The sequence below is a fragment of the Allostigmatella hybrida genome (assembly GCF_020103775.1).
GTDB classification, from domain to species: Bacteria; Myxococcota; Myxococcia; order Myxococcales; family Myxococcaceae; genus Hyalangium; species Hyalangium aurantiaca.
In genome coordinates this window covers 1,195,892-1,214,924 of the sequence record NZ_JAHXBH010000001.1, presented here as the reverse complement: position 1 = coordinate 1,214,924, position 19,033 = coordinate 1,195,892, and the positions used below count along the sequence as shown (strand labels likewise).

The window sequence follows — 19,033 nt, the reverse complement described above, 5'->3', positions numbered from 1 at the left end:
AGCACTAGAAGATGTGCTGCGCGTGGGCGCTGGCGATGGTGTTGGCGAAGTTGTTCTGCGCCAGGGGGTTGGCCAGCGCGCCCACCTGGTCCGCCACGCCCTTGATGGTGCTGGCGAAGTCGGCGATCTTGCCCACCGTGGGCAGCGCCTTGCTGAGCAGGCCGATGCCGGCGTTCACCGGGCCGGACAGGAACGAGGCGGCGTTGTCGATGAGGCCCTCGGCCAGGGGCTTGAGGAACTTGCCCAGACCGAACGGGAGCTTGTCCAGGAACCCGCCCGCGAGATCCTTGATGGGCTGGGTCAGGGCGCCCAGGCCCTTGCTGGCGAAGTTGAGGACCTGCGAACCGATGTTCACGACGCCCTTGGCGACCTCGGCGACCTTGCCGGCCACGTTGCCAACCGTCTCCGCGACCTTGCCGACAGCCTTGCCAACTGCCTTGACGACTCCGCCCATGACTGGACTCGCTTTCGAACTCTTGAAGGGTTTTTTGGAAGGGGTGAAGCTTTGATTGAATTGTCGGGGGGCCTGAATAAAGGTTTCCTCCCGATTTCACTTTCCTGATCCTAACCCTTCGAGCTGTTCTTCTTGATTTGCTCCAGCAGCGCGGGGTCCGTCTTGAGGCCCGTGGGGTTGGCCGCATCGCCCGTCAGCGAGGGCCCCTTCGCGGCGCGCGCGTCGGAGAACTCCGACTTCTCGAACTCCTCGTTCACCCCCAGCTCGCCCTTGGCGGCCTTGGTGAGCAGCTTCGCCACGTCCTCGTTGGTGGGCGTCTGGAAGCCCTTGGCGTGGAGCTCCTCGTCGCTCACCACGGCGATCATCGGCTCCTTGTCCTTGTCCTGGGCGTACTCGAGCACCAGCTCCACGTACGCCTCCAGCTCCATGCCCACCGACTTGGCGATGCGCTTGGTGTCGGCGTCTTTGAGCAGCTCGGCGCGGACCACTTCGATGGGCCGCTTGAGACCACGCTTGGGGCGGGGGGCGTCCTGGGACATGACAGAGGGCTCCGGGCAAGTGTGAAGAAGTGTTGACAGTCTGCCCGGGTTTTCTTTTTAAGCGCAAGTTTCCTCCCGGGTGGACCTTGCCGTACCCACGCAGGGAAACCATTTTGCCTCTCAGCTTCGGCGTGGGGAGGCCAGGGATGATCGGACGGGGAAGCAGAAGCGAGACGCCGCCAGGGGCTGGAGGGCAGCCGCTGGGCCCCGTGGCCCGCTTCATCGTCTACGGCCTGGTGGGCTGGTGCATCGAGTGCCTCTTCACCTCGCTGGTGGACCTGGCCACGGGCGCGGGAGACCTCCGGCTCCGGGGCTACTCCTACCTGTGGATGCACCCCATCTGGGGCATGGGCCTGCTCTTGGGCGAGCAGCTCGTGGGGGTGATGAAGCGCGCCGGGCTGAGCCGCCTGCTGCGCGCCACCCTGGGCATGCTCCTGTGCTTCGCGGTGGAGTACACCACCGGCGCGGTGCTCCTCGCCGTGGTGGGCCTCTGCCCCTGGGACTACTCCGCCTCGTGGGCCAGCGTGCACGGGCTGATTCGCCTCGACTACGCCCCGTACTGGTTCATGTGTGCGTGGATGTGTGAGTTCCTGTTCACCCTGGTGAGCCGGGTTCACGTGTGGGCCCCCGTGGCCCCGGCGGCGGCCGAGCCTCCGGCGGCCCTGGAGGCCCCCGCATCATTATATGCGGGCGTGGGTGCGGGCCGCGGTTAGCCCGGGCGGGGCACGCCCCCCGGAGGCTGCCAGCGCAGGTAGCCGCGCTCCCACAGCCACGGCTCGGGGCTGACGCCCGGACAGGTGTGGGCCAGCCGCTGGGCGCCCTGGAGAAAGCCCGCCTCGGGGGTGCTTGCCCCGTGGGCCCGGGCCTCGGTCCACGCCGCCGTCCAGGCCGCGAAGAATTCGTGCAGGGCCGAGCCCCGCGCCAGGCGCCGGCGCCAGTCCACCGGCAGCCAGTCCCGGAAGAGCAGCGGCGCGAAGCCCTGGTGGAAGTCCGTGTGGAAGAGCAGCGCCTCGCGGTGCAGCCCCCCGGGCTCCCGCCGCAGCAGGTACGCCACGGTGATGCCCCCCGGCCCATCCGTGCTGCCCTCCACCAGCAGCCCCCCGGGCAGCAGCGCCTCGCCCAGCTCCGCGTGCGCCGCCGCGGCCTCCTCGGGCCGGTACTGGCGCAGGATGTTCATCGCCCGCACGAGCCGGACCGGCTGCCCCGCCTCGCGCGCCCAGCCGAAGCCCCCGTGCCGGAAGTGGGTGTGCGCCGCCGCGTGGGGGGCCGCCGCCGCCGCCCGCCCGGCATCCGCCTCCACGCCGATGACGCGCAACCGGGGGTTCAACGCCCGGAACGCCTCGGCGCTCTCCAGCGTCGTCCACGGGTGCTCGCCGAAGCCCACGTCCAGGAAGGCGGCCTCGTCCCACGGTCCTTCCTGCCGTTCCAGCAGTGGACGCTCGGCGTGCACGAGGTACGCATCCAGCGCCCGCAGCCGGGAGCGGGACGTGCGGCCACGCGTCCGGCGCTCGGGAGCCTCGCTCACCCGGGCACGCCTCCCCGGGCTCCCGGCACGTCCGCCAGGGCTTGCCGGTACACCTCCAGGTCCGCCGGGCTGAAGAGCACCACCGTCACCTTCTCCACCGCGGGCAGCCGCGCGAGCGCCGCGTGAATCTCCCGCAGCGCGATGCGCGCCGCCTGCGCGAGGGGGTACCCGTAGATGCCCGTGGAGATGGAGGGAAAGGCCACCGTGCGCAGCCCGTGCGCCTCCACCAGCGCGAAGACGCTCTGGTAGCAGCGTGCCAGCAGCGCCGGCTCGCCCCGCTCCCCGCCCTGCCAGCGCGGCCCCACCGTGTGGAGGACGTGGCGCGCGGGCAGCCGGTAGCCCCGGGTGATGCGCGCCTCGCCCGTGGGGCACCCCCCCAGCGTGCGGCACGCCTCCAGCAACTCCGGCCCCGCCGCGCGGTGGATGGCGCCATCCACGCCCCCGCCGCCCAGCAGCGAGCTGTTCGCCGCGTTGACGATGGCGTCCGCCGCCACCGCCGTGATGTCTCCAAGCCAAAGCTCCAGCCGCATGGCCTCCACTCCTCTGAGGAGGATCCGCCCCTCCCCCGCTTCCCACTCACCGCTTCATGACTACCTTTGGCAACAAACCGAGATTTCTCTCAAGTGAGGACAGTCATGGCAACGCTCAGGCGGAACCTGGTGGAGAAGGTCAAGAAGGCCGCGGCCAAGGTGAGCACGCGGGGCGCGGAAGTGGCGACCAAGGCCGGCACCCGGGGTGCCCGCGCCATCGTGGAGACCACCGTGGCCGCCGTGAAGACGGTGGACACGATTCAGAAGAAGCTGGGCCGTGGCAAGGCCGCCGCATCCAAGCAGACCGCCACGCCCAAGGCCGCCGCGCCGGTGGTGAACACCCCGCCGGCCAGCGACGCGCCCGTGGCCAAGCAGTCCAAGCGCAGCGCCGCCCCGGCCAACCTCCCCGAGGCGCCGGCCGCGGTGATGGGCCGCGACGCGGGCCGCAAGACGATGCCGGCCGCCTCCGCCAAGCGCACCAAGCCCTCCAAGGCGGCAGCCAAGGAGGCCAAGCCGGCCTTCAAGGCCAAGCGTGGGCAGAAGCACATGCACACCGGCCGCTAGGCCGTCCGCGCCGGGGCCCACCGCTCACGCGGAGCCCTGGCGCGCCGCGCGCATTGCTCATCCCGGCGCGCTGGACTAGCACGTCTCCCGGCCCGGACGGGCGGTGGCCTTCCGCCCCGCCGATGCTCCGGCCGCCGGGAGCCCTCCATGTCCCAAGCCGGTGGTGAGACGCTGCGCCCCATCCTGTTCGTGCGCGAGCTGCACTTCGAGCAGATCCTCCACTGGAACCAGGCCCGCAAGGAGGTGCTCACCGCGGACATCCTGCCGCAGACGGGCTACATCCTCCCCGGCAAGGCCGCGGGCTTCCTGTACCGCACGGACAGCGCGGTGGCCTGGATTGAGAACCTCGTGGCCGCCCCGGAGCTGAGCCGCGAGGAGCGCAGCGTGGCCATCGACGCCATCGTGAAGGCGGTGAGCGACGAGGCCCGCAGGCTCGGCTTCAAGATGCTGCTGGGCTACACCGTGCTCGACGCGGTGGTGAAGCGCGCCGAGCGCCTGGGCTTCGCCCACGTGGAGGGCAACTTCCAGCTCGTGGCCCTCCAGCTCCAATCCTGAGGCTCCCCGAAGGGCCTCACCCCTCGACGGGCCTCCCTACCGGCGGCCCGTCTTGCGCGCCGAGGGCTTCGCGCCCTGCGCCTTGCGCTGCTGGGGCGTGAGCCGCGTCACCGTGCCGGGCGCGCGGTTCATCGCCGCCTGCAAATCCCGCTCGGCCGCCGCGCGCGCCTCCGCCTCCTTCACCGCGCGCAGCTCCGCCAGCCGGGCCCAGCGCTCCTTCAGCGTCTCGCGCAGCCCGGGCTGGGCCAGGTTCACCTGCGCCTGGTGCAGCCGGTAGTGCAAGTCATCGCGCAGCACCCCGCGCTCCAGCGCCGCCTCCGCCGAGCCCAGGATGGCGACCACCAGCTTGGGCCGCTCCTCCTGCGTCTGCAGACACCGCAAGATGGCGCCCTGGGCCTCCCGGCCCAGCTTGGACACATCCGGAATGAACACCACGCCCTTGGGGCGTTGCAGCGCCGGGGCCAGCTCCGCCGCCTGGCGGACCTCCACCAGCGCGCCCTCGTGCTCGAAGTGGTACGCCGCCTCCTGCGCCCAGGAACGCCGCTCCTCCTCCGTTCCCCCGTAGAGCAGCAGAGACGCGCGGTTGGAGACCAACTCCTCTTCGCCATACCCGCGGGGATTCAACACGGCAGACCTTCCTTCCCTGTAAGTCAGGTACCCCCCAGTCTAACGCCCCGGTGGGTTGTCCGTCGAACGGGGCTTGCCCCGCGGGGCCGATTTTCCGGCCTGGGACTCCCCAAACTGAACGGGCGTTCAGGGAGACCTGGGACTCAAGGCGAATGGCCATCGTGAATGGTGTGGTCCTGCTCCGCCCCGGAGCCGCCGCGCTGCCCGTCCGCGCCGAAGGTGGCCAGGAACACCTGCCGGCCGTTGTACAGGAACACGTAGGGGCGCCCCCAGGGGTCCAGCGGCAGCTCCGGGAGGAACTCGGGCACCAGGAAGTCGAGCGAGCCCTCCTCGGGCAGCGTGCCGTGGGCGGCCCGGTACTTCTCCGCCGCGGCCTTCAGCACCGCGAAGTCCGCGTGGACGAGCGCGTACGAGGGGTCCTGCTTTCCCAGCAGCGCCAGGGAAGTGGGCACGGCGACGGCGCACAGAATCAGGGCAATCACGAGGAGCAGCCGCGCCGGGCGGGGGCTGGGAGCAAGCTGCGCGGGGGTTTCGGTCATGGCCTCACAACACGCGGTAGAGCGGCACGGGCTGCTGTTTGCCCTTGAGCCGCACCGGGGGCAAGTCCTCGAAGGGCATCTCCCGGTTGGAGACGAGCGCCCGCGTGCGCTCGCCCGCGAGGATTTCCCCCGGGCCCGCGAGCGCGCACAGGCGCGCGGCCACGTTCACCGCATCGCCAATGCACGTGTACTCGGTGCGCATGGAGCCGCCGATGTTGCCGGCCACCGCCAGCCCCGAGTTGATGCCGATGCCCAGCTCCAGCACCAGCGGCCGGCCCAGGCGCTCGTTGGCGGCCCACTCGGCCTGGGCCGCCTGGCGCAGCTCCACCATGGCCGACATCATCATCTTCGCGGCCTGGAGCGCCCGGAGCGCATCGTCCGTGCGGTGCACGGGCGCGCCCCACACCGCCATCAGCCCATCGCCGAGGAACTTGTCCAGCGTGCCGCCGCAGGTGAGCACCGCGTCGGAGAGCCGGCCCAGCACCTGGTTGAGCACGCCCACCACCTGCTCAGGAGGGAGGCTCTCGGCCAGGCCCGTGAAGTTGCGGATGTCCGCGAAGAGCACCGTCACCTCGCGCTTCTCGCCGGTGAGCACCACGGTGTCCGGGCTCTTGAGGATCTCCTCCACCACCGCGTCCGAGGTGTAGCGCGCGAACAGCTTGCGCATGCGCTCCGTCTCGCTCGTGCGGCGCATGACGCTCTCAATGCGCGCGGACAGCTCCGCCATGGAGGCCGACTTGTTCACGTAGTCGTCGGCCCCGGCGCGCAGGCCCTTCACGCGCTCGGCCTCGCTGTCGTTGGCGGTGAGGATGATGACGGGCACCTGCCGGGAGGGGCTCTCCTTCAGCCGCCAGCACAGCTCCAGCCCGTCGATGCCCGGCATGTCCAGGTCCGACAGGACGATGGCCGGCTGCACCTTGCCCACCTGCTCCAGCGCCTCGTACGGGTCCTGGAAGCACATCACCTCGTAGCCCAGGCTCAGCGCCTCCAGCCCCTCCTTCACGAAGTCACACGCGAGCGGACTGTCATCCACCACCATCACCCGGTGGTGGCCCTGGAGCACCTGGCGGGGCGCCTCCTGGCGGCCGGAGATACGGCCCTGGAGGCTCAGCGCCTCGTAGATTTGCCGGTAGGTGCAGTGGCCCATCTCCACCAGGATTTCGCCCAGCTTGCGCCCATCCTTGCGCTGGAAGGCGAGCGCCTCCTCAAGCTGGCCCAGGGAGATGTACTTGAGGCCCACCAGGAGCTCGCCCAGGGGCGGGTGCGCGGGGCCCTTCTCGTTGTTGAGCCCCAGCGCCTCGCTCAGCGCGTCGTGGAGCTGTGCCCGGGTGACGTAGCCCAGGGAGATGAGCGCCTCGCCCACGCGCTGGCCCGTGCGGGGCTGAAGCGCAAGCGCCTCCTGCACCTGGCTGGGCGTGACGATGCCAAGCTTGAGCAGAAGATCGCCGAAAAGGGGGCTGGAGGAGCTCATCGCGTGGGTTGGATCGTACCCCATCGGGCCCACGCGGGGTGAGCCGAGAGTGAAGGCCTGCCCGGCAGGCCCCTCGCGGAGCCCCCAGGGGGCCCTGGATTCCCGGGCTTCGGGGCCCGGTCCCACCCCCCAGGTGAGACGGCCGCCGGGGAACTCTCCACCGGCGGCCGAGCCAGAAACCGCCGGAGCCTACGCCCGGCGGCGGCGGAAGCCGAGCGCCGCGAGCAGCGCCAGGCCCATCACCGCCAGGGAGGACGGCGAGCTCCCCGCCGACGCACAACCGACGCCGTCGCCGAGGAAGTTCAGGTCATCGCCCGGGGTGGGCTCCTCGCCCGAACCGGTGACGGTCCAGGTCCAGGTGGCGGGGGAGTCGTCCACGTTGCCGGCCGCATCCCGGGCCCGCACCTCGAGGACATGGCCGCCCTCGGCCAGCCCCGGGAAGGTGACGGGGTTGGTGCAGGGCACGAAGTCCCCGCCGTCCAGGCTGCACTCGTACGTCACGCCCTCCTCGTTGGAGGAGAAGGTGAACGTGGCATCCGTGCTCGGGGTGGAGCCCTCGGGCCCGGAGACGATCTCCGTCTCCGGCGCGGCCGTGTCCACGGTGAAGGTGACCGGGGTGGAGGGGGCGCTGACGTTGCCCGTGGTGTCCGTGGCGGTGACGGTGACGGTGTGGGGGCCATCGGCCAGCGGCGTGGGGGGCGTGAACGTCCAGTTGCCCGCGGCGTCCACGGGGGCGGTGCCCACGGGCGTGCCGTCGATGATAACCGTCACGGTGCTGCCCGGCTCCGCGGTGCCGGCGATGACGGGCGTGGGGTCGTTGGTCGCCGAGCCGTTGGTGGGGCTGGTGACTTCCGGCGTCCCGGGCAGGCTCTCATCGATGATGAAATCGACAGGCTGGGACGCGGGGCCCGTGTTGCCCGCCGGATCGGTGGCCGTGGCGGTGACGGTGTGCGGGCCCTCGGGCAGCGGCGTGGGGGGCGTGAAGGTCCAGTTGCCGCTGGCGTCCACGGGGGCGGTGCCCACGGGCGTGCCGTCGATGATGACCGTCACGGTGGTGCCCGGCTCCGCGGTGCCCGAGATGGTGGGCGTGGAATCCCCGGTGCTGGACCCATCCGCCGGCGAGGTGATGACCGGTGCGGCGGGGGCCGTGGCGTCCACGGTGAAGGTGTTGGTGTTGGAGGCCTCGCTGGCGTTGCCGACCGCGTCGATGGCCACGGCGCTCACGGCGTAGGTGCCATCGGCCAGCGGCGTGGTGGGCGTGTAGCTCCAGTTGCCGCTCGCATCCACGGGGATGCCGGTGGCGAACTCGGTGCCATCCAGGGAGAGCGTCACCGTGGTGCCCGGCTCGGCGGTGCCCGAGAAGGTGGGCGTGTTGTCGTTGGTGAGCGAGCCATTGGCGGGCGTCACCACCACGGGCGCGCTCGGCGGATCGGCGTCCACGGTGAAGGTGTTGGTGTTGGAGACGGGGCTGGTGTTGCCCGCGGCATCCGTGGCCGTGGCGTTCACCGTGTGGGGGCCGGAGGACAGGCCCGCGGTGGGCGTGAAGGTCCAGTTGCCGCCGCCATCCGCGGTGGTGGTGCCCACGGACGTGCCATCCACGATGACGTTGACGGTGCTGCCCGGCTCGGCGGTGCCCGAGAAGGTGGGCGTGTTGTCGCTGGTGGTCGAGCCATTTGCGGGCGTCACCACCACGGGCGCGGCCGGCGCGGTGGCATCCACGGTGAAGGTGTTGGTGTTGGAGGCAGGGCTGGTGTTGCCCGCGGCATCCGTGGCCGTGGCGCTCACCGTGTGCGGCCCCTCGGACAGCGGCGTGGTGGGCGTGAGGGTCCAGTTGCCGCTGCCATCCGCGGTGGCGGTGCCCACCGGGTTGCCATCCACGATGACGGTGACGGTGCTACCGGGCTCCGCCGTGCCGCTGTACGTGGGCGTGTTGTCGTTGATGAGCGACCCATTGGCGGGCGTCGTCACCACGGGCGCGGCCGGCGCGGTGGTGTCCACGGTGAAGACATTGGTGTTGGAGGAGGGGCTGGTGTTGCCCGCGTTGTCCGTGGCCGTGGCGCTCACCGAATACTGCCCGTCCAGCAGCGGCGTGGTGGGCGTGAGGGTCCAGTTGCCGCCGCCATCCGCGGTGGTGGTGCCCACGGACGTGCCATTCACGATGACGTTGACGGTGCTGCCAGCCTCGGCCGTGCCGCTGTAGGTCGGCGTGTTGTCGCTGGTGGTCGAGAAGTTCGCGGGCGTCACCACCACGGGCGCGACCGGCTCGGTGGTATCCACGATGAAGACGTTGGTGGGAGAGGCGGGGCTGGTGTTGCCCGCGGCATCCGCGGCCGTGGCACTCACCGTGTGGGGGCCCTCTCCCAGCGGCATGGTGGGCGTGAAGCTCCAGTTGCCGCTGCCATCCGCGGTGGCGGTGCCCACCGGAACGCCGTCCACGATGACGGTGACGGTGCTGCCCGGCTCCGCCGTGCCACTGTACGTGGGCGTGCTGTCGTTGATGACCGCGTTGTTGGCGGGCGTCGTCACCACGGGCGCGGCCGGCGCGGTGGCATCCACGATGAAGTTATTGGTGTTGGACGGGGGGCTGACGTTGCCCGCGGTGTCCGAGGCCGTGGCGCTCACCGTGTGCGGCCCCTCGGACAGCGGCGTGGTGGGCGTGAAGGTCCAGTTGCCGCTGCCATCCACGATGGCGGTGCCCGCGGTCGTGCCATCCACGATGATGGCGACGGTGCTGCCCGGTTCGGCCGTGCCGCTGTAGGTAGGCGTGTTGTCGTTGGTGGTCGAGCCGTTGGCGGGCGTCGTCACCACGGGCGCGGCCGGGGGAACGCTGTCTACAGTGAAGGTATTGGTGTTACTCGGATTGCCATACACCACCTGATCCGGGAGGAAAGCCACGGCATAGACGGTGTGCGGCCCCTGGCCCAGCGTCGTGCCGGGCGAAGCGGTCCAGGCGCCGGAAGCCGACGGCGTCACCAGGGCGACCTGAGCGCCATCCACGAACACGGCCACCTGGGTGCCCGCAGGGAAGGTCGTCGGAATCGTGCCGCTGTAGCTGGGCGTAGGGTTGTTCGTCGTCGAGCCGTTGGCCGGCGTCACCACTACGGGCGTGGGCGGAAGCACCGTGGGGTAGGAACCAGGAACCCGGGTCTGGGTGCCGTTGGTACCGGCCGTCGCGCCATAGGCGAGCCCCACATCCGGGTTGAGCTGGCTGCCGGGATTGGAACCATTGGCCGCCGTACCCGCAGGGAAACACGCAGTTCCCGTGCCCGCCCGCTGGTAGTAGATGCGGCCACCGCCACCACCACCTCCAGGACCGACCTCGAGCTCCGCCTCGCCACCTCGGCCACCCACGGCCTGCATGATGCCGCAGGGGGGAGGAATCGGAGGAAGCGTCGGAGAAGACAACCGCATGTAAATGCTACCGCCTGCACCGCCACCGCCCGCAGCATCCGTACCGCTGCTGGGCGTCGAGGGCAATCCGTTGGCCGTGACCGTGCCCGTCCCGGAGAGCTGCTGGGCCCGGATGAAGAGGATACCGCCACCTTCACCGCCCGCCCGGCTGGTGCCGTCCACGGAGTGCCCCGCGCCACCGCCACCGCCCATCAGCAGATGGTCGCCCTGCGCGAGCGTCGAGAGCGTCAGCGCCACACCGCCCTCACCGCCCACCGGCCGGTTCCCGCTGTCTGGCGTTCCAAACTCGTCCAGGAAGCTGTTTCCACCCTGGCCACCGGCCCCCGCGTTACCACCGCCACCACCGCCGGACTTGAAGCACACACCGCCACCGGCGCCATTGGCAACCCGGCCCCGGCCAGTTTGCGAGGGACCATACCGGGTGATGGCAATGCCTTCACCCTTCTGCGCCCCATAGGGGGGCTCAAGGTCCAGTTCCAGAACAGAACAGCCCGTGGTGCCGCTGGAGTCCACCACGGGCTTGCCGCCCCGGAACCCCTTGCCCGAGACGTTGATACCGCCCGTGTTCGTCACGGCGCCCGTGGCCAGGAAGGCCAAAATGCCACCGGTGCTTCCATTCCAAGCATCCGCGGTGAGGGTGCGGCCCGAGCCGATGATCACCGTGATGTACTCGGGCACCCGCACCGCCTGGGTGACGTTCGCGGCGTACGAGTGAATGAGCGGTGCCGTCAGCGTCAGCGTCGTGCCCGACACCGAGGCCAGGCGCGCGAACTCCCAGCGGCCCACCGGGTCGTTGCTGAGATCAATGGGCGCCGCCGAGCCCGAAGGCGGCTCGGGGACGAGGCCCGTCATCTGGATGACCATCACCAGGTCGCCCGCGGCGAAGCCCGTGGCATCCAGCACGGTGATGGACGTATCGCCCGGCGCACGGGGCGCCGTCACCTGGGCATAGCGGTTGATGACCTGATTGGCCGAAGCGGCGGTGAAAGCCCCGTCCCGCCCGGTGCCCAACAGGACGTTGTCAGGAGCGGCCAGCACGGGCAGCGCGCAGGCCAGAAGCGCCAGGAGCGCGGTGCGCAAGGAGTTCTTCAAGAAGGCTGATTTCATGTGGGTCGTCTCCCGCGATTACTGCTGCGCGCCCTCGCGGGTCGTGGTGAGGAATTCGACGCGGCGGTTGGTAGCCCGCCCCTTCGGAGTGGTGTTGGGGGCAATGGGCCGCTCCTGTCCATAGCCCTTCGCCTCCAGACGCTGCGGCGCCACGCCCTTCCGGGCGAGGTAGTCCTTCACCGCCTCGGCGCGGTGCTGGGACAGCCGGAGGTTCGCCTCGGGCTTGCCCACGTTGTCGGTGTGGCCCTCGATGGTGATGTTCTCCATCTCCGGGTGCTCCTTCAGTAGCTTGGCCACCTGATCCAGCAGCTTGTAGCTGCGGCGCTGGATCGTCGCCTTGCCGCTGTCGAAGTAGACCGTGTCTTTGATGTCGATGCGGTCCTGGCGGATGGCCACGAGCTGCTTCTGCTTGGCGGGGCAGCCCTGGTTGTTCGCCGGGCCCGCCTCGCTCGGGCAATTGTCCAGGTGGTCGGCCACCGTGTCGTTGTCCGTGTCCTTCGCTGGGCAGCCCTTCAGCTCCTTCAGGCCCGCCTCGCTCGGGCAGGCATCCTGCGCATCCAGCACGCCGTCCCCGTCCGTGTCCTTGACGGGGCAGCCCTTGCGCTCGGCGGGACCCGCCTCCGTGGGGCACGCGTCCTGCGAGTCCTTCAGCCCGTCCCGGTCCGTGTCCGGGCACCCCTGGAACGCAGCCAGGCCCGCCTCCGACGGACACTGATCCGCCGCGTCCGGAATGCCGTCCTTGTCGGTGTCCGGGCAGCCCTCATGTACGGCCTCGCCCGCCACCGTGGGGCACGCATCGCGGACATCCAGGATGCCGTCCCCGTCCGAATCCACCTCACGCACGGGGCAGCCCTGAGCCTCACCCGTGCCGCCCTCCGTGGGGCACGCATCCTGCCGGTTCTTCACCCCATCGCCGTCGTCATCCAGGTCCGGGCACTGCGAGGGCGTGTGCTTGCCCCCCGCCACGCACGCCGCCGGGGCGCCGCTGCCCACCGCCAGGCCTACCAGGCCGCGGAAGGTGGGCGTGCCCGGAGACTCTCCAAACCCCACCCCGCCCAGCGCATAGGCCTCGAAGTGGCCGCCCAGCGGCAGCCGCACACCGGCCAGCGCCTCGATGTTGGCCCCCTCGCGCCGGAAGGGAATCATGCCAATGACATCCACTTCGCCGCGCAGCCCCTCGTCCGTGGTGGCCAGCACCGCGCCCAGGCGGACCGCATCGCCCACCTCGTCGCGCACATCGGCGTCATCACTGAACAGGGTGCGAGGCCGCAGCAGCGCCCCCGCGTCGAGCGCGGCGCGCAGGAAGCCGAAGCGGCGGCCCAGCATCACGCTCGGGGTGGCCCGCAGCGAGGGCTCGCGCGCCAGCGAGTCGGCGTTGCCCAGCGGCAGCCCCACGTTCACGCCCACCGCCAGGTCCAGCGGGTCGCCATTGCGCTGCGACAGCACGCCCAACCGCAGGCCCACCAGCGGGGTGCCCAGCGCCAGCCCCTCCTCGGGACGGCCCACGCCGCGCGCGGTCAGGTCCTCTCCGCGCTGCATCAGCAGCACGGGCACCTGCAACTGCACTTCCAACATGTCCGACAGGCCGTACGCGCCCGCCAGGTGGCCCGTCACCCGGTGCTGCACCACGGGCCCCACGCGCTCGTCGCCCTCGAAGAGCACGAGCGGATCATTCTCGTAGTGGCCCGTGAGGGAGAACCGGTAGCCCCCGTCCCGCAGCAGCTCGCCGGTGCCCAGAATCAGCGAGCCCGCGCCGCTGGGATTCAGCGACAGCCGCTCGATTTCAATCTCGGGAAGTCCCGCGGGCTGAGCCAGCGCGGTGGCGCTCAGCAGCGGCAGGAGACAACCCGCCAGCGCCGGCAGGCAGCGGAGGCCGCCCCAGCGCACACGGCGGCCGGGAGCCCGCGACGGGCCCGTGGAGAGCGAAGCATCAATCATGTCGTGGTTCTTCCTGCTGAAGAGATGAGGCGGGGGAGAGCCCTCGGTGCTCGAAGGCGGGGCGGCACATCGGTCTGGAATCGGCATGGGCTGCGTCACCCGCCCCCAAAGGGGTTCTGCGGCCGCGAGCAGACCCGGGGCCGCACCGGGTGTCTAGGAAAAGTTCCACCATCCACAGAAAGCCTACCCTGCCCGCCTGGGGAGGTAACCCAGAGGCAAGCCCTCTTTAATATAAACAAAGGCCGAGGTCGCTTGCCCGGCGGGGCAGCGGACCTCGGCCTTCTTATCGCTCAGGACACCCTGGCTATGCCGGGTTTACGGCTGCTGCGGCTGCATCTCCGGGGTGGCGGCGGCAGGCTCGGCGTTCGCGTAGCGGGTGATGAAGTCCACGCGGCGGTTGGCGGTGCGGCCCGCAGGGGTGGTGTTCGGCTGCACCGGGCGGTCCGGACCGAAGCCCTGGGTCTCCAGGCGCTCGGCGGCCACGCCCTTCTTGACGAGGTAGTCACGCACGGCGTCCGCGCGCTGCTTGGACAGGGTGCGGTTGAAGTCGGCCGCGCCGCTGTCGTCCGTGTGGCCCTCGATGAGCATGGAGACGATCTCCGGGTGCTCGTTCAGCAGCTTGGCCATCTGGTCGAGCAGCGCGTTGGAGCGGGCCTGGATGGTCGCCTTGCCGCTGTCGAAGTAGACGGCTTCCTTGATGTCGATGCGGTCCTGCCGGATGGCCACCAGCTGCTTCTGCTTGGCGGGGCAGCCCTGGTTGTCCACCGGGCCCGCCTCGTTGGGGCAGTTGTCCAGGTGGTCGGCCAGCGTGTCATTGTCCGCGTCCTTGGCCGGGCAGCCCTTCAGCTCGGGCAGGCCCGCCTCGCTGGGGCAGGAATCCTGCTCATCCAGCACGCCGTCGTTGTCCGCGTCCTTGATGGGGCAGCCCTGGCGCTCGGCGGGACCGGCCTCGGTCGGGCAGCGGTCCGCCGAGTCCTCGATGCCGTCGCCGTCCTTGTCCGGGCAGCCCTGGTTCGCGGCGGGGCCCGCGGCGGCCGGGCACTTGTCCTCGGCGTCCTGCACGCTGTCGCCGTCCCGGTCCGGGCAGCCCTGGGCGGCGGCCGTACCGGCCACCTGCGGGCACTTGTCGGCCGCGTCCTCGACGCCATCCTTGTCGGCATCCGCGAGCGGGCACCCCTTGGTGTCCACCTTCCCGCCCTCGGTGGGGCAGGAGTCGTCGCGGTTCTTCACGTTGTCGCCGTCGTCATCCAGGTCCGGGCACTGCGCGGGCGTGTGCTTGCCACCGGCCACGCAGCGCGCGGGCATGCCGCCGTAGGCCGCGCCGAGGATGACGCGGAAGTCCGGGGTGCCCAGCGTGCCGCCGAAGCCCATGCCGCCCATGGCGAACACCTCGACGTCGTTGGACATGGGGCTGCGCACGCCCGCCAGCGCCTCGGCGGACAGCGACTCGGTGCCGAAGGGGATGTTCAGGAGCAGGTTGCCCTCGTAGCGCACGCCCTCGCCCACGGTGGCCACGGAGGTGCCCAGGCGCAGCGTGTTGTACGCCTCGCTGCTCTCCCCTGCGCCGATGGTGACGCGCGGGCGCAGCGCGGCGCCGACCTCGAAGCCGGTGCGGAACCCGTCGCTCTCGCGGCCCACCATGATGCGGGGAATGGCGCGCAGCCCGCTCTCGCGCGCCAGCGCCTTGTCGCTGCCCAGCGGCAGGCCCATGCTCACGCCGGCGGCCAGGTCCACCGGAATGGTCTCGGACTGGGAGAGCACGCCGATGTTGAAGGTGGCCAGCGGGGTGCCCAGCTTCAGGCCGCCCTCGGGCGTGCCAAAGGGCGTGTTGGCCAGGTTGCCCTGCTCATTGCTGAGGATGACGGGCACCTGCAACCCGACTTCCAGGTTGCCACCCAAGCCGTAGGCGGCCAGCAGGTGCGCGGTGGTGCGGTGGGTGATCAGCGGCACCTCGCGGAAGCCATTCTCCCCATTCACATCCGCGATGGACGGCGTGAGGGGCCGGTTCTCGTAGTGGCCAATGAGGGCGAAGCGGAAGCGCTCGCCGGGCAGCAACTGGCCGGTGCCCAGCACCAGAGAGCCCGCGCCACTGGGATTGAACTCGAGGCGCTCCACCTCGAACTCCGGCAAACCGGCGGGCTGGGCCAGCGCGGAAGTGCTCAACGCCAGCGCGGAGAGAAGGCTCAACCGCATCAACGGTCGGGTGGGCAAGAAAGTGGGTTGGTTCATACAGTCATCCCTTGAGACAGTGGCGTCGGCGCTGGAGGGCAGTCCTCGGGGCCCCAAGGGACCGGCCTCCCCCGGCTCATTATCAGCGCGCGCACACAAGTCGAGGTTTCACCTCGCTGTAAAGAGAAAAACCCTGGATCTGGCCTCCCGGCACAGCCCTCGCGCGCGGGCCCTGCCCCGCTCCGCGACGACACGCTGCGGCATCCGGCTCAGCGCGTGTCCGCGGACGCGCCCAGTACTTCCTGGAAGTCCAGGGGATCCATGAAACCAGACATGAGCAGCGGCGGGCAGGACGTGCTGGGCTTGGGCATCAGGGCGCACTGGCGCCCGGCGAGTGCCTGCGGCACATGGGAGATGCGGCTCAACCGGCTGAGATACCGCGTCCACTCCTCCGGGGTGAGGGCGCGCGAGGGCGAGTCCTGGGGGCTGGCTTTGACGGAGGCGCGCCGGGCGGCGGCGGCCACGCGCTCGGTGTATTGGGCCAGCGCCTCCTGGCGCCGGGCCCCCTGGCGCGCGGACGCCTCGAGCACGGAAAAGAGGGCCTTCCACTCGCCCCGGCTCCAGCCCTCCGCGAAGAAGCCGCGCCAGGCATACTGGGCCTGGAGACACTCACGCTCGGCGCTGCCGTACGAGGTGCCCATGGAGCGAGCCCCAGCGTGTAAATGAATCCACCGGGCATCCTCCAGCGTGGCACAGGCCTCGCTGGCCCAGCGGAGGAAGTCGGCCTGCAAGCCCATCCACGCCTCGAACGCGCCGGCATCCTTCTTCTTGAGCGGGCGCAGCACCTTGTCGAGCCCCCGGTTCATCGCGCGCTCGAGACACGCCACCCGCTCGGCCTGCTGGGCCTTGAACTCCGCGTTGGAGGCCGCCTCCCCCTTGGGCAGCGGACACGCCTGCTGGGCCCACGCCGTGACGGCCGGTGGAGGGGCGGCGAGCACGGCCAGAACCACGGCGAGCGGGAACATGCCCCGGGTCTACCAAAGCCCCCGCCCCGGGCCGAGCCCCACCGCCGCGCAACGCTCGCCACTCAACGCGGCTCGTGGGGCGGAAAAACAACGGGCTTGCCGGGCCCCGGCGCGTCATCGGGCAAGTGGCCGATGTGTCCGGGGGTGGGCACGGGCCGGTCGCCGGCCTGGCGCTGGGGGCCGCCCTCGTCCTCGGGCAGGGCGGGCTCTTGCTTCGGTCTGTCGTGTTCGGCCATGGCGGTGTCCCTCTTCAGACAGCGGTCCAGGCCTCCAACCTAGGGCGCGGCGCCCACCCGAGCAGGACGCGGGCGGGGCTCGCCCCGGGGGCACCTAGGCAGGAGAGCGGCGCACGGGGGGCGGCGCCAGCTCGGTACGCACGTCCCACAGCTCCGGGAAGAAACGGATGTCCAAGGCCTTGCGCAGGAAGTTCACCCCGGAGGAGCCCCCCGTGCCCTGCTTGAACCCGATGATGCGCATCACTGTCATCATGTGACGGTAACGCCAGAGCTGAAACCGCTCCTCGGTGTCCACCAGCTTCTCGCACATCTCGTACGCATCCCAGTAACGCTCGGTGTTCTCGTAGATGCGGCGGAACACCTCCATCACCCCGGGGCTCTTCTCATACGGCTGGCGCCAGTCGCGCTGCGACCGGTCCTGCGGCACCGGGTGCCCCATGCGCGCCAGGTGACGCAAAAACTCGTCATACAGGCTGGGAGACTCCAGGAGCCGCTCCAGCTCGGCGTGCTGCGCCGGCACGTGCACGAAGGGCTTGAGCGTCTTCGCGTCCTTCATCCCCAGGAGCATCTCCAGCGCGTGATACTGGAAGCTCTGGAAGCCCGAGGCGTGGCCCAGCGCGGCGCGGAACTCCAGATACTCGTTGGGGGTGAGCGTCTCCAGCACGCTCCACTGCTCGAAGAGCATCCGTTGGATCTGCCCCACGCGCGCGAAAATCTTGAACGAGGGCTCCAGCTTGTCCGCCTGGACATACCGGATGCATGCCGTCAGCTCGTGGATGAGCAGCTTCATCCACAGCTCGCTCGTCTGATGCTGGACGATGAACAACATCTCATCGTGATGGGGGGGTTGGGAGCGGGGCACCTGAGCGGCCAGCAGCCGGTCCAGTTGCAGATACTCACCGTAGGTGGTGTGGCCGGCCAGCTCCGTGACGATTCCTGGCTCCATCTCGCGCTTGTTCATGGGTGGCATTCATGCTCCGCCACGCCGCTGGGCGCAATGGTAGGGGTGACGCGGCCGCGCCAGGAGAGACAGGGCCGCGCTCCCCAAGAGAGCTTCCTTCCGGAACACCTTCCCGGACGGCGAGAGGGTTTGTCCACGGAATGGAGCGCTCAAAGACTGCTCATGTGTTCAGCACTGCGGAAGCTTGCTTTACGACGCGCCACCATTCTGGGCGGCCTCGGCGAGCGCCTTGGCGGCGGCGCGGCCACGCGGCAGCTTCACGTCCTCGACGCTGTTGGCCGGCGCGTAATCCACCCAAGCGTTCGGGCGGCGGTTGGTCTTCGTCAGCATGCGCAGCTTCTGGTAGTGCGCCGCGCAGTAGCCCTTGGTCCGGCTCGGCGAGCCGCAGCCGCGGATCGCGCACTCGCGCGCGCCGTCCTCGGAAGGCTTGCGGCCCCGGCGCTTGCCGGTGGAGCCAGAGGAGCTCGACGCGCTCGACGCGCTCGACGCGGCGGGGGCCGCGGCGCGCGGCGGACGGCCCGGGGGACGCTTGCCCGTCTTGGGCGCCTGCGCGCCGAACAGCGGCGAGATGGCCTGCGCCACCGGCGCCAGCCGCTCCACCACGCTGCGCAGCGACTCCAGGTCCGACGTGCCGGCCTCCAGGCGCGAGACCACCGCGCGCAGGGGCTTGAGCTGAACTTCGATTTCGTTGCGGATCATCTCACGGAAAGCTTTGTCGACAGACATGCGCGGCCAACCTCTTGTACCGAAATGTGTGCTTGAGACAGGTAAAAAAAGCGCTTCGAACCGTTCCAGGCGCTTCAATATCTGTCACGCGCGCAATTGTCGATTGTCTTTTGAGGCATTGTCACATGAGCCTCATCATCCTGACCTGGCTCAAGGCCCCCAACGCGGCGCTTCCAGCACCGGACAAGCGCCGGAAGTTGATCCCAAAGCCCTCCCAGCGCCTCCTCAGGAGGACGCGAGCCCGCGGAGCAATTCCTCGCCCTCGCGAGCATTCAGGCATGTAGCAATGCGAGGAAAGAGCGCTGCCTCCTCCTCTTGCATATGCGCCACCAGCAGGTCGCCCAGGGCCGTGAGACGTGCCAGCCATTCGGGCCCTCCGGGGGTGAGCTCCTCCAGCTCCTCGGCCAGCTCCCCCAGCGTCAGATGATCCTCCAACTCCTCGCGGGCCCGGTCGCGCCCCTCGAAGCGGAGGATCAGCGGCTGCAGGTGGCGCTCCTCCAGCCGCCCGTGCAGCCGGATCAACGCGGCCAGCTCCCGGGTGCGCGCCTCCGCCTCCCCCTCCCCCCCCTCTTCCGAGACGAGGGCCTCCAGGCGCTCCTCCAACTCGCGGTGCTGTCCGGACAGGATGTCGAAAGGACCCATGGCCTCACAACCAT

18 protein-coding genes are annotated in these 19,033 nt (G+C 70.3%); 3 read left to right on the top strand and 15 right to left on the bottom strand.

Annotated elements, in window-relative coordinates; all coding sequences use genetic code 11:
* Nucleotides 1-4: 4 nt before the first annotated feature.
* Nucleotides 5-454, bottom strand: coding sequence for a hypothetical protein (locus KY661_RS04900; RefSeq protein ID WP_225409072.1), 450 nt, complete (start codon nt 452-454; stop codon nt 5-7).
* A 110-nt stretch (nt 455-564) separates the two neighbouring features.
* A complete protein-coding gene (locus tag KY661_RS04895; protein ID WP_225409071.1) occupies nt 565-993 on the bottom strand; it encodes a hypothetical protein in 429 nt (142 codons plus the stop codon).
* A 146-nt stretch (nt 994-1,139) separates the two neighbouring features.
* Here KY661_RS04895 and KY661_RS04890 point away from each other — a divergent pair, with 146 nt between their 5' ends.
* Nucleotides 1,140-1,706 carry a putative ABC transporter permease gene (locus tag KY661_RS04890; protein WP_225409070.1) on the top strand — a complete coding sequence of 189 codons (567 nt, stop codon included), beginning with the start codon at nt 1,140-1,142 and terminating at the stop codon, nt 1,704-1,706.
* Here KY661_RS04890 and KY661_RS04885 read toward each other — a convergent pair.
* Both KY661_RS04885 and KY661_RS04880 read right to left on the bottom strand, forming a co-directional pair.
* Complete coding sequence (locus KY661_RS04885) at nt 1,703-2,518, bottom strand: methylase (RefSeq protein WP_225409069.1); 816 nt, start codon at nt 2,516-2,518, stop codon at nt 1,703-1,705. The genes KY661_RS04890 and KY661_RS04885 overlap by 4 nt on opposite strands.
* Nucleotides 2,515-3,048 carry an O-acetyl-ADP-ribose deacetylase gene (locus tag KY661_RS04880; protein ID WP_225409068.1) on the bottom strand — a complete coding sequence of 178 codons (534 nt, stop codon included), beginning with the start codon at nt 3,046-3,048 and terminating at the stop codon, nt 2,515-2,517. Before KY661_RS04880 ends, KY661_RS04885 begins: the two co-directional genes overlap by 4 nt.
* Nucleotides 3,049-3,153: 105 nt before the next feature.
* Between KY661_RS04880 and KY661_RS04875 the strand changes: the two genes are divergently transcribed.
* On the top strand, nt 3,154-3,612 hold the full coding sequence (locus tag KY661_RS04875; protein WP_225409067.1) for a hypothetical protein: 459 nt from the start codon (nt 3,154-3,156) through the stop codon (nt 3,610-3,612).
* A 147-nt stretch (nt 3,613-3,759) separates the two neighbouring features.
* Complete coding sequence (locus tag KY661_RS04870; RefSeq protein WP_225409066.1) at nt 3,760-4,167, top strand: hypothetical protein; 408 nt, start codon at nt 3,760-3,762, stop codon at nt 4,165-4,167.
* A 36-nt stretch (nt 4,168-4,203) separates the two neighbouring features.
* Here KY661_RS04870 and KY661_RS04865 read toward each other — a convergent pair whose 3' ends face one another.
* From KY661_RS04865 to KY661_RS04815, 11 genes are all read right to left on the bottom strand, one after another.
* The gene (locus tag KY661_RS04865) at nt 4,204-4,791 is read right to left on the bottom strand and encodes a Fis family transcriptional regulator (protein ID WP_225409189.1); all 588 of its coding nucleotides are present in this window, start codon (nt 4,789-4,791) and stop codon (nt 4,204-4,206) included.
* Between the two features lie 146 nt (nt 4,792-4,937).
* Nucleotides 4,938-5,333, bottom strand: coding sequence for a type II secretion system protein GspG (locus KY661_RS04860; RefSeq protein WP_225409065.1), 396 nt, complete (start codon nt 5,331-5,333; stop codon nt 4,938-4,940).
* Between the two features lie 4 nt (nt 5,334-5,337).
* A complete protein-coding gene (locus KY661_RS04855) occupies nt 5,338-6,804 on the bottom strand; it encodes a response regulator (RefSeq protein WP_075005725.1) in 1,467 nt (488 codons plus the stop codon).
* Nucleotides 6,805-6,993: 189 nt separating this feature from the next.
* On the bottom strand, nt 6,994-11,322 hold the full coding sequence (agmC, locus tag KY661_RS04850) for an adventurous gliding motility protein AgmC (RefSeq protein ID WP_225409064.1): 4,329 nt from the start codon (nt 11,320-11,322) through the stop codon (nt 6,994-6,996).
* Between the two features lie 18 nt (nt 11,323-11,340).
* Nucleotides 11,341-13,260 carry an OmpA family protein gene (locus KY661_RS04845; RefSeq protein ID WP_225409063.1) on the bottom strand — a complete coding sequence of 640 codons (1,920 nt, stop codon included), beginning with the start codon at nt 13,258-13,260 and terminating at the stop codon, nt 11,341-11,343.
* 315 nt (nt 13,261-13,575) lie between these two features.
* A complete protein-coding gene (locus tag KY661_RS04840; RefSeq protein WP_225409062.1) occupies nt 13,576-15,489 on the bottom strand; it encodes an OmpA family protein in 1,914 nt (637 codons plus the stop codon).
* 209 nt (nt 15,490-15,698) lie between these two features.
* On the bottom strand, nt 15,699-16,454 hold the full coding sequence (locus KY661_RS04835; RefSeq protein WP_225409061.1) for a hypothetical protein: 756 nt from the start codon (nt 16,452-16,454) through the stop codon (nt 15,699-15,701).
* A 62-nt stretch (nt 16,455-16,516) separates the two neighbouring features.
* Entirely contained in the window at nt 16,517-16,690 is a 174-nt protein-coding gene (locus KY661_RS04830) for a hypothetical protein (RefSeq protein WP_225409060.1), read from the bottom strand.
* Nucleotides 16,691-16,784: 94 nt separating this feature from the next.
* Nucleotides 16,785-17,660: a tryptophan 2,3-dioxygenase gene (locus KY661_RS04825; RefSeq protein WP_225409059.1), complete on the bottom strand. Its 876-nt coding sequence runs from the start codon at nt 17,658-17,660 to the stop codon at nt 16,785-16,787.
* A gap of 180 nt (nt 17,661-17,840) precedes the next feature.
* Nucleotides 17,841-18,377, bottom strand: a complete 537-nt coding sequence (locus KY661_RS04820; RefSeq protein WP_225409058.1) for a cell wall protein — start codon at nt 18,375-18,377, stop codon at nt 17,841-17,843.
* Between the two features lie 225 nt (nt 18,378-18,602).
* Complete coding sequence (locus KY661_RS04815; RefSeq protein WP_225409057.1) at nt 18,603-19,019, bottom strand: hemerythrin domain-containing protein; 417 nt, start codon at nt 19,017-19,019, stop codon at nt 18,603-18,605.
* Nucleotides 19,020-19,033 lie beyond the last annotated feature (14 nt).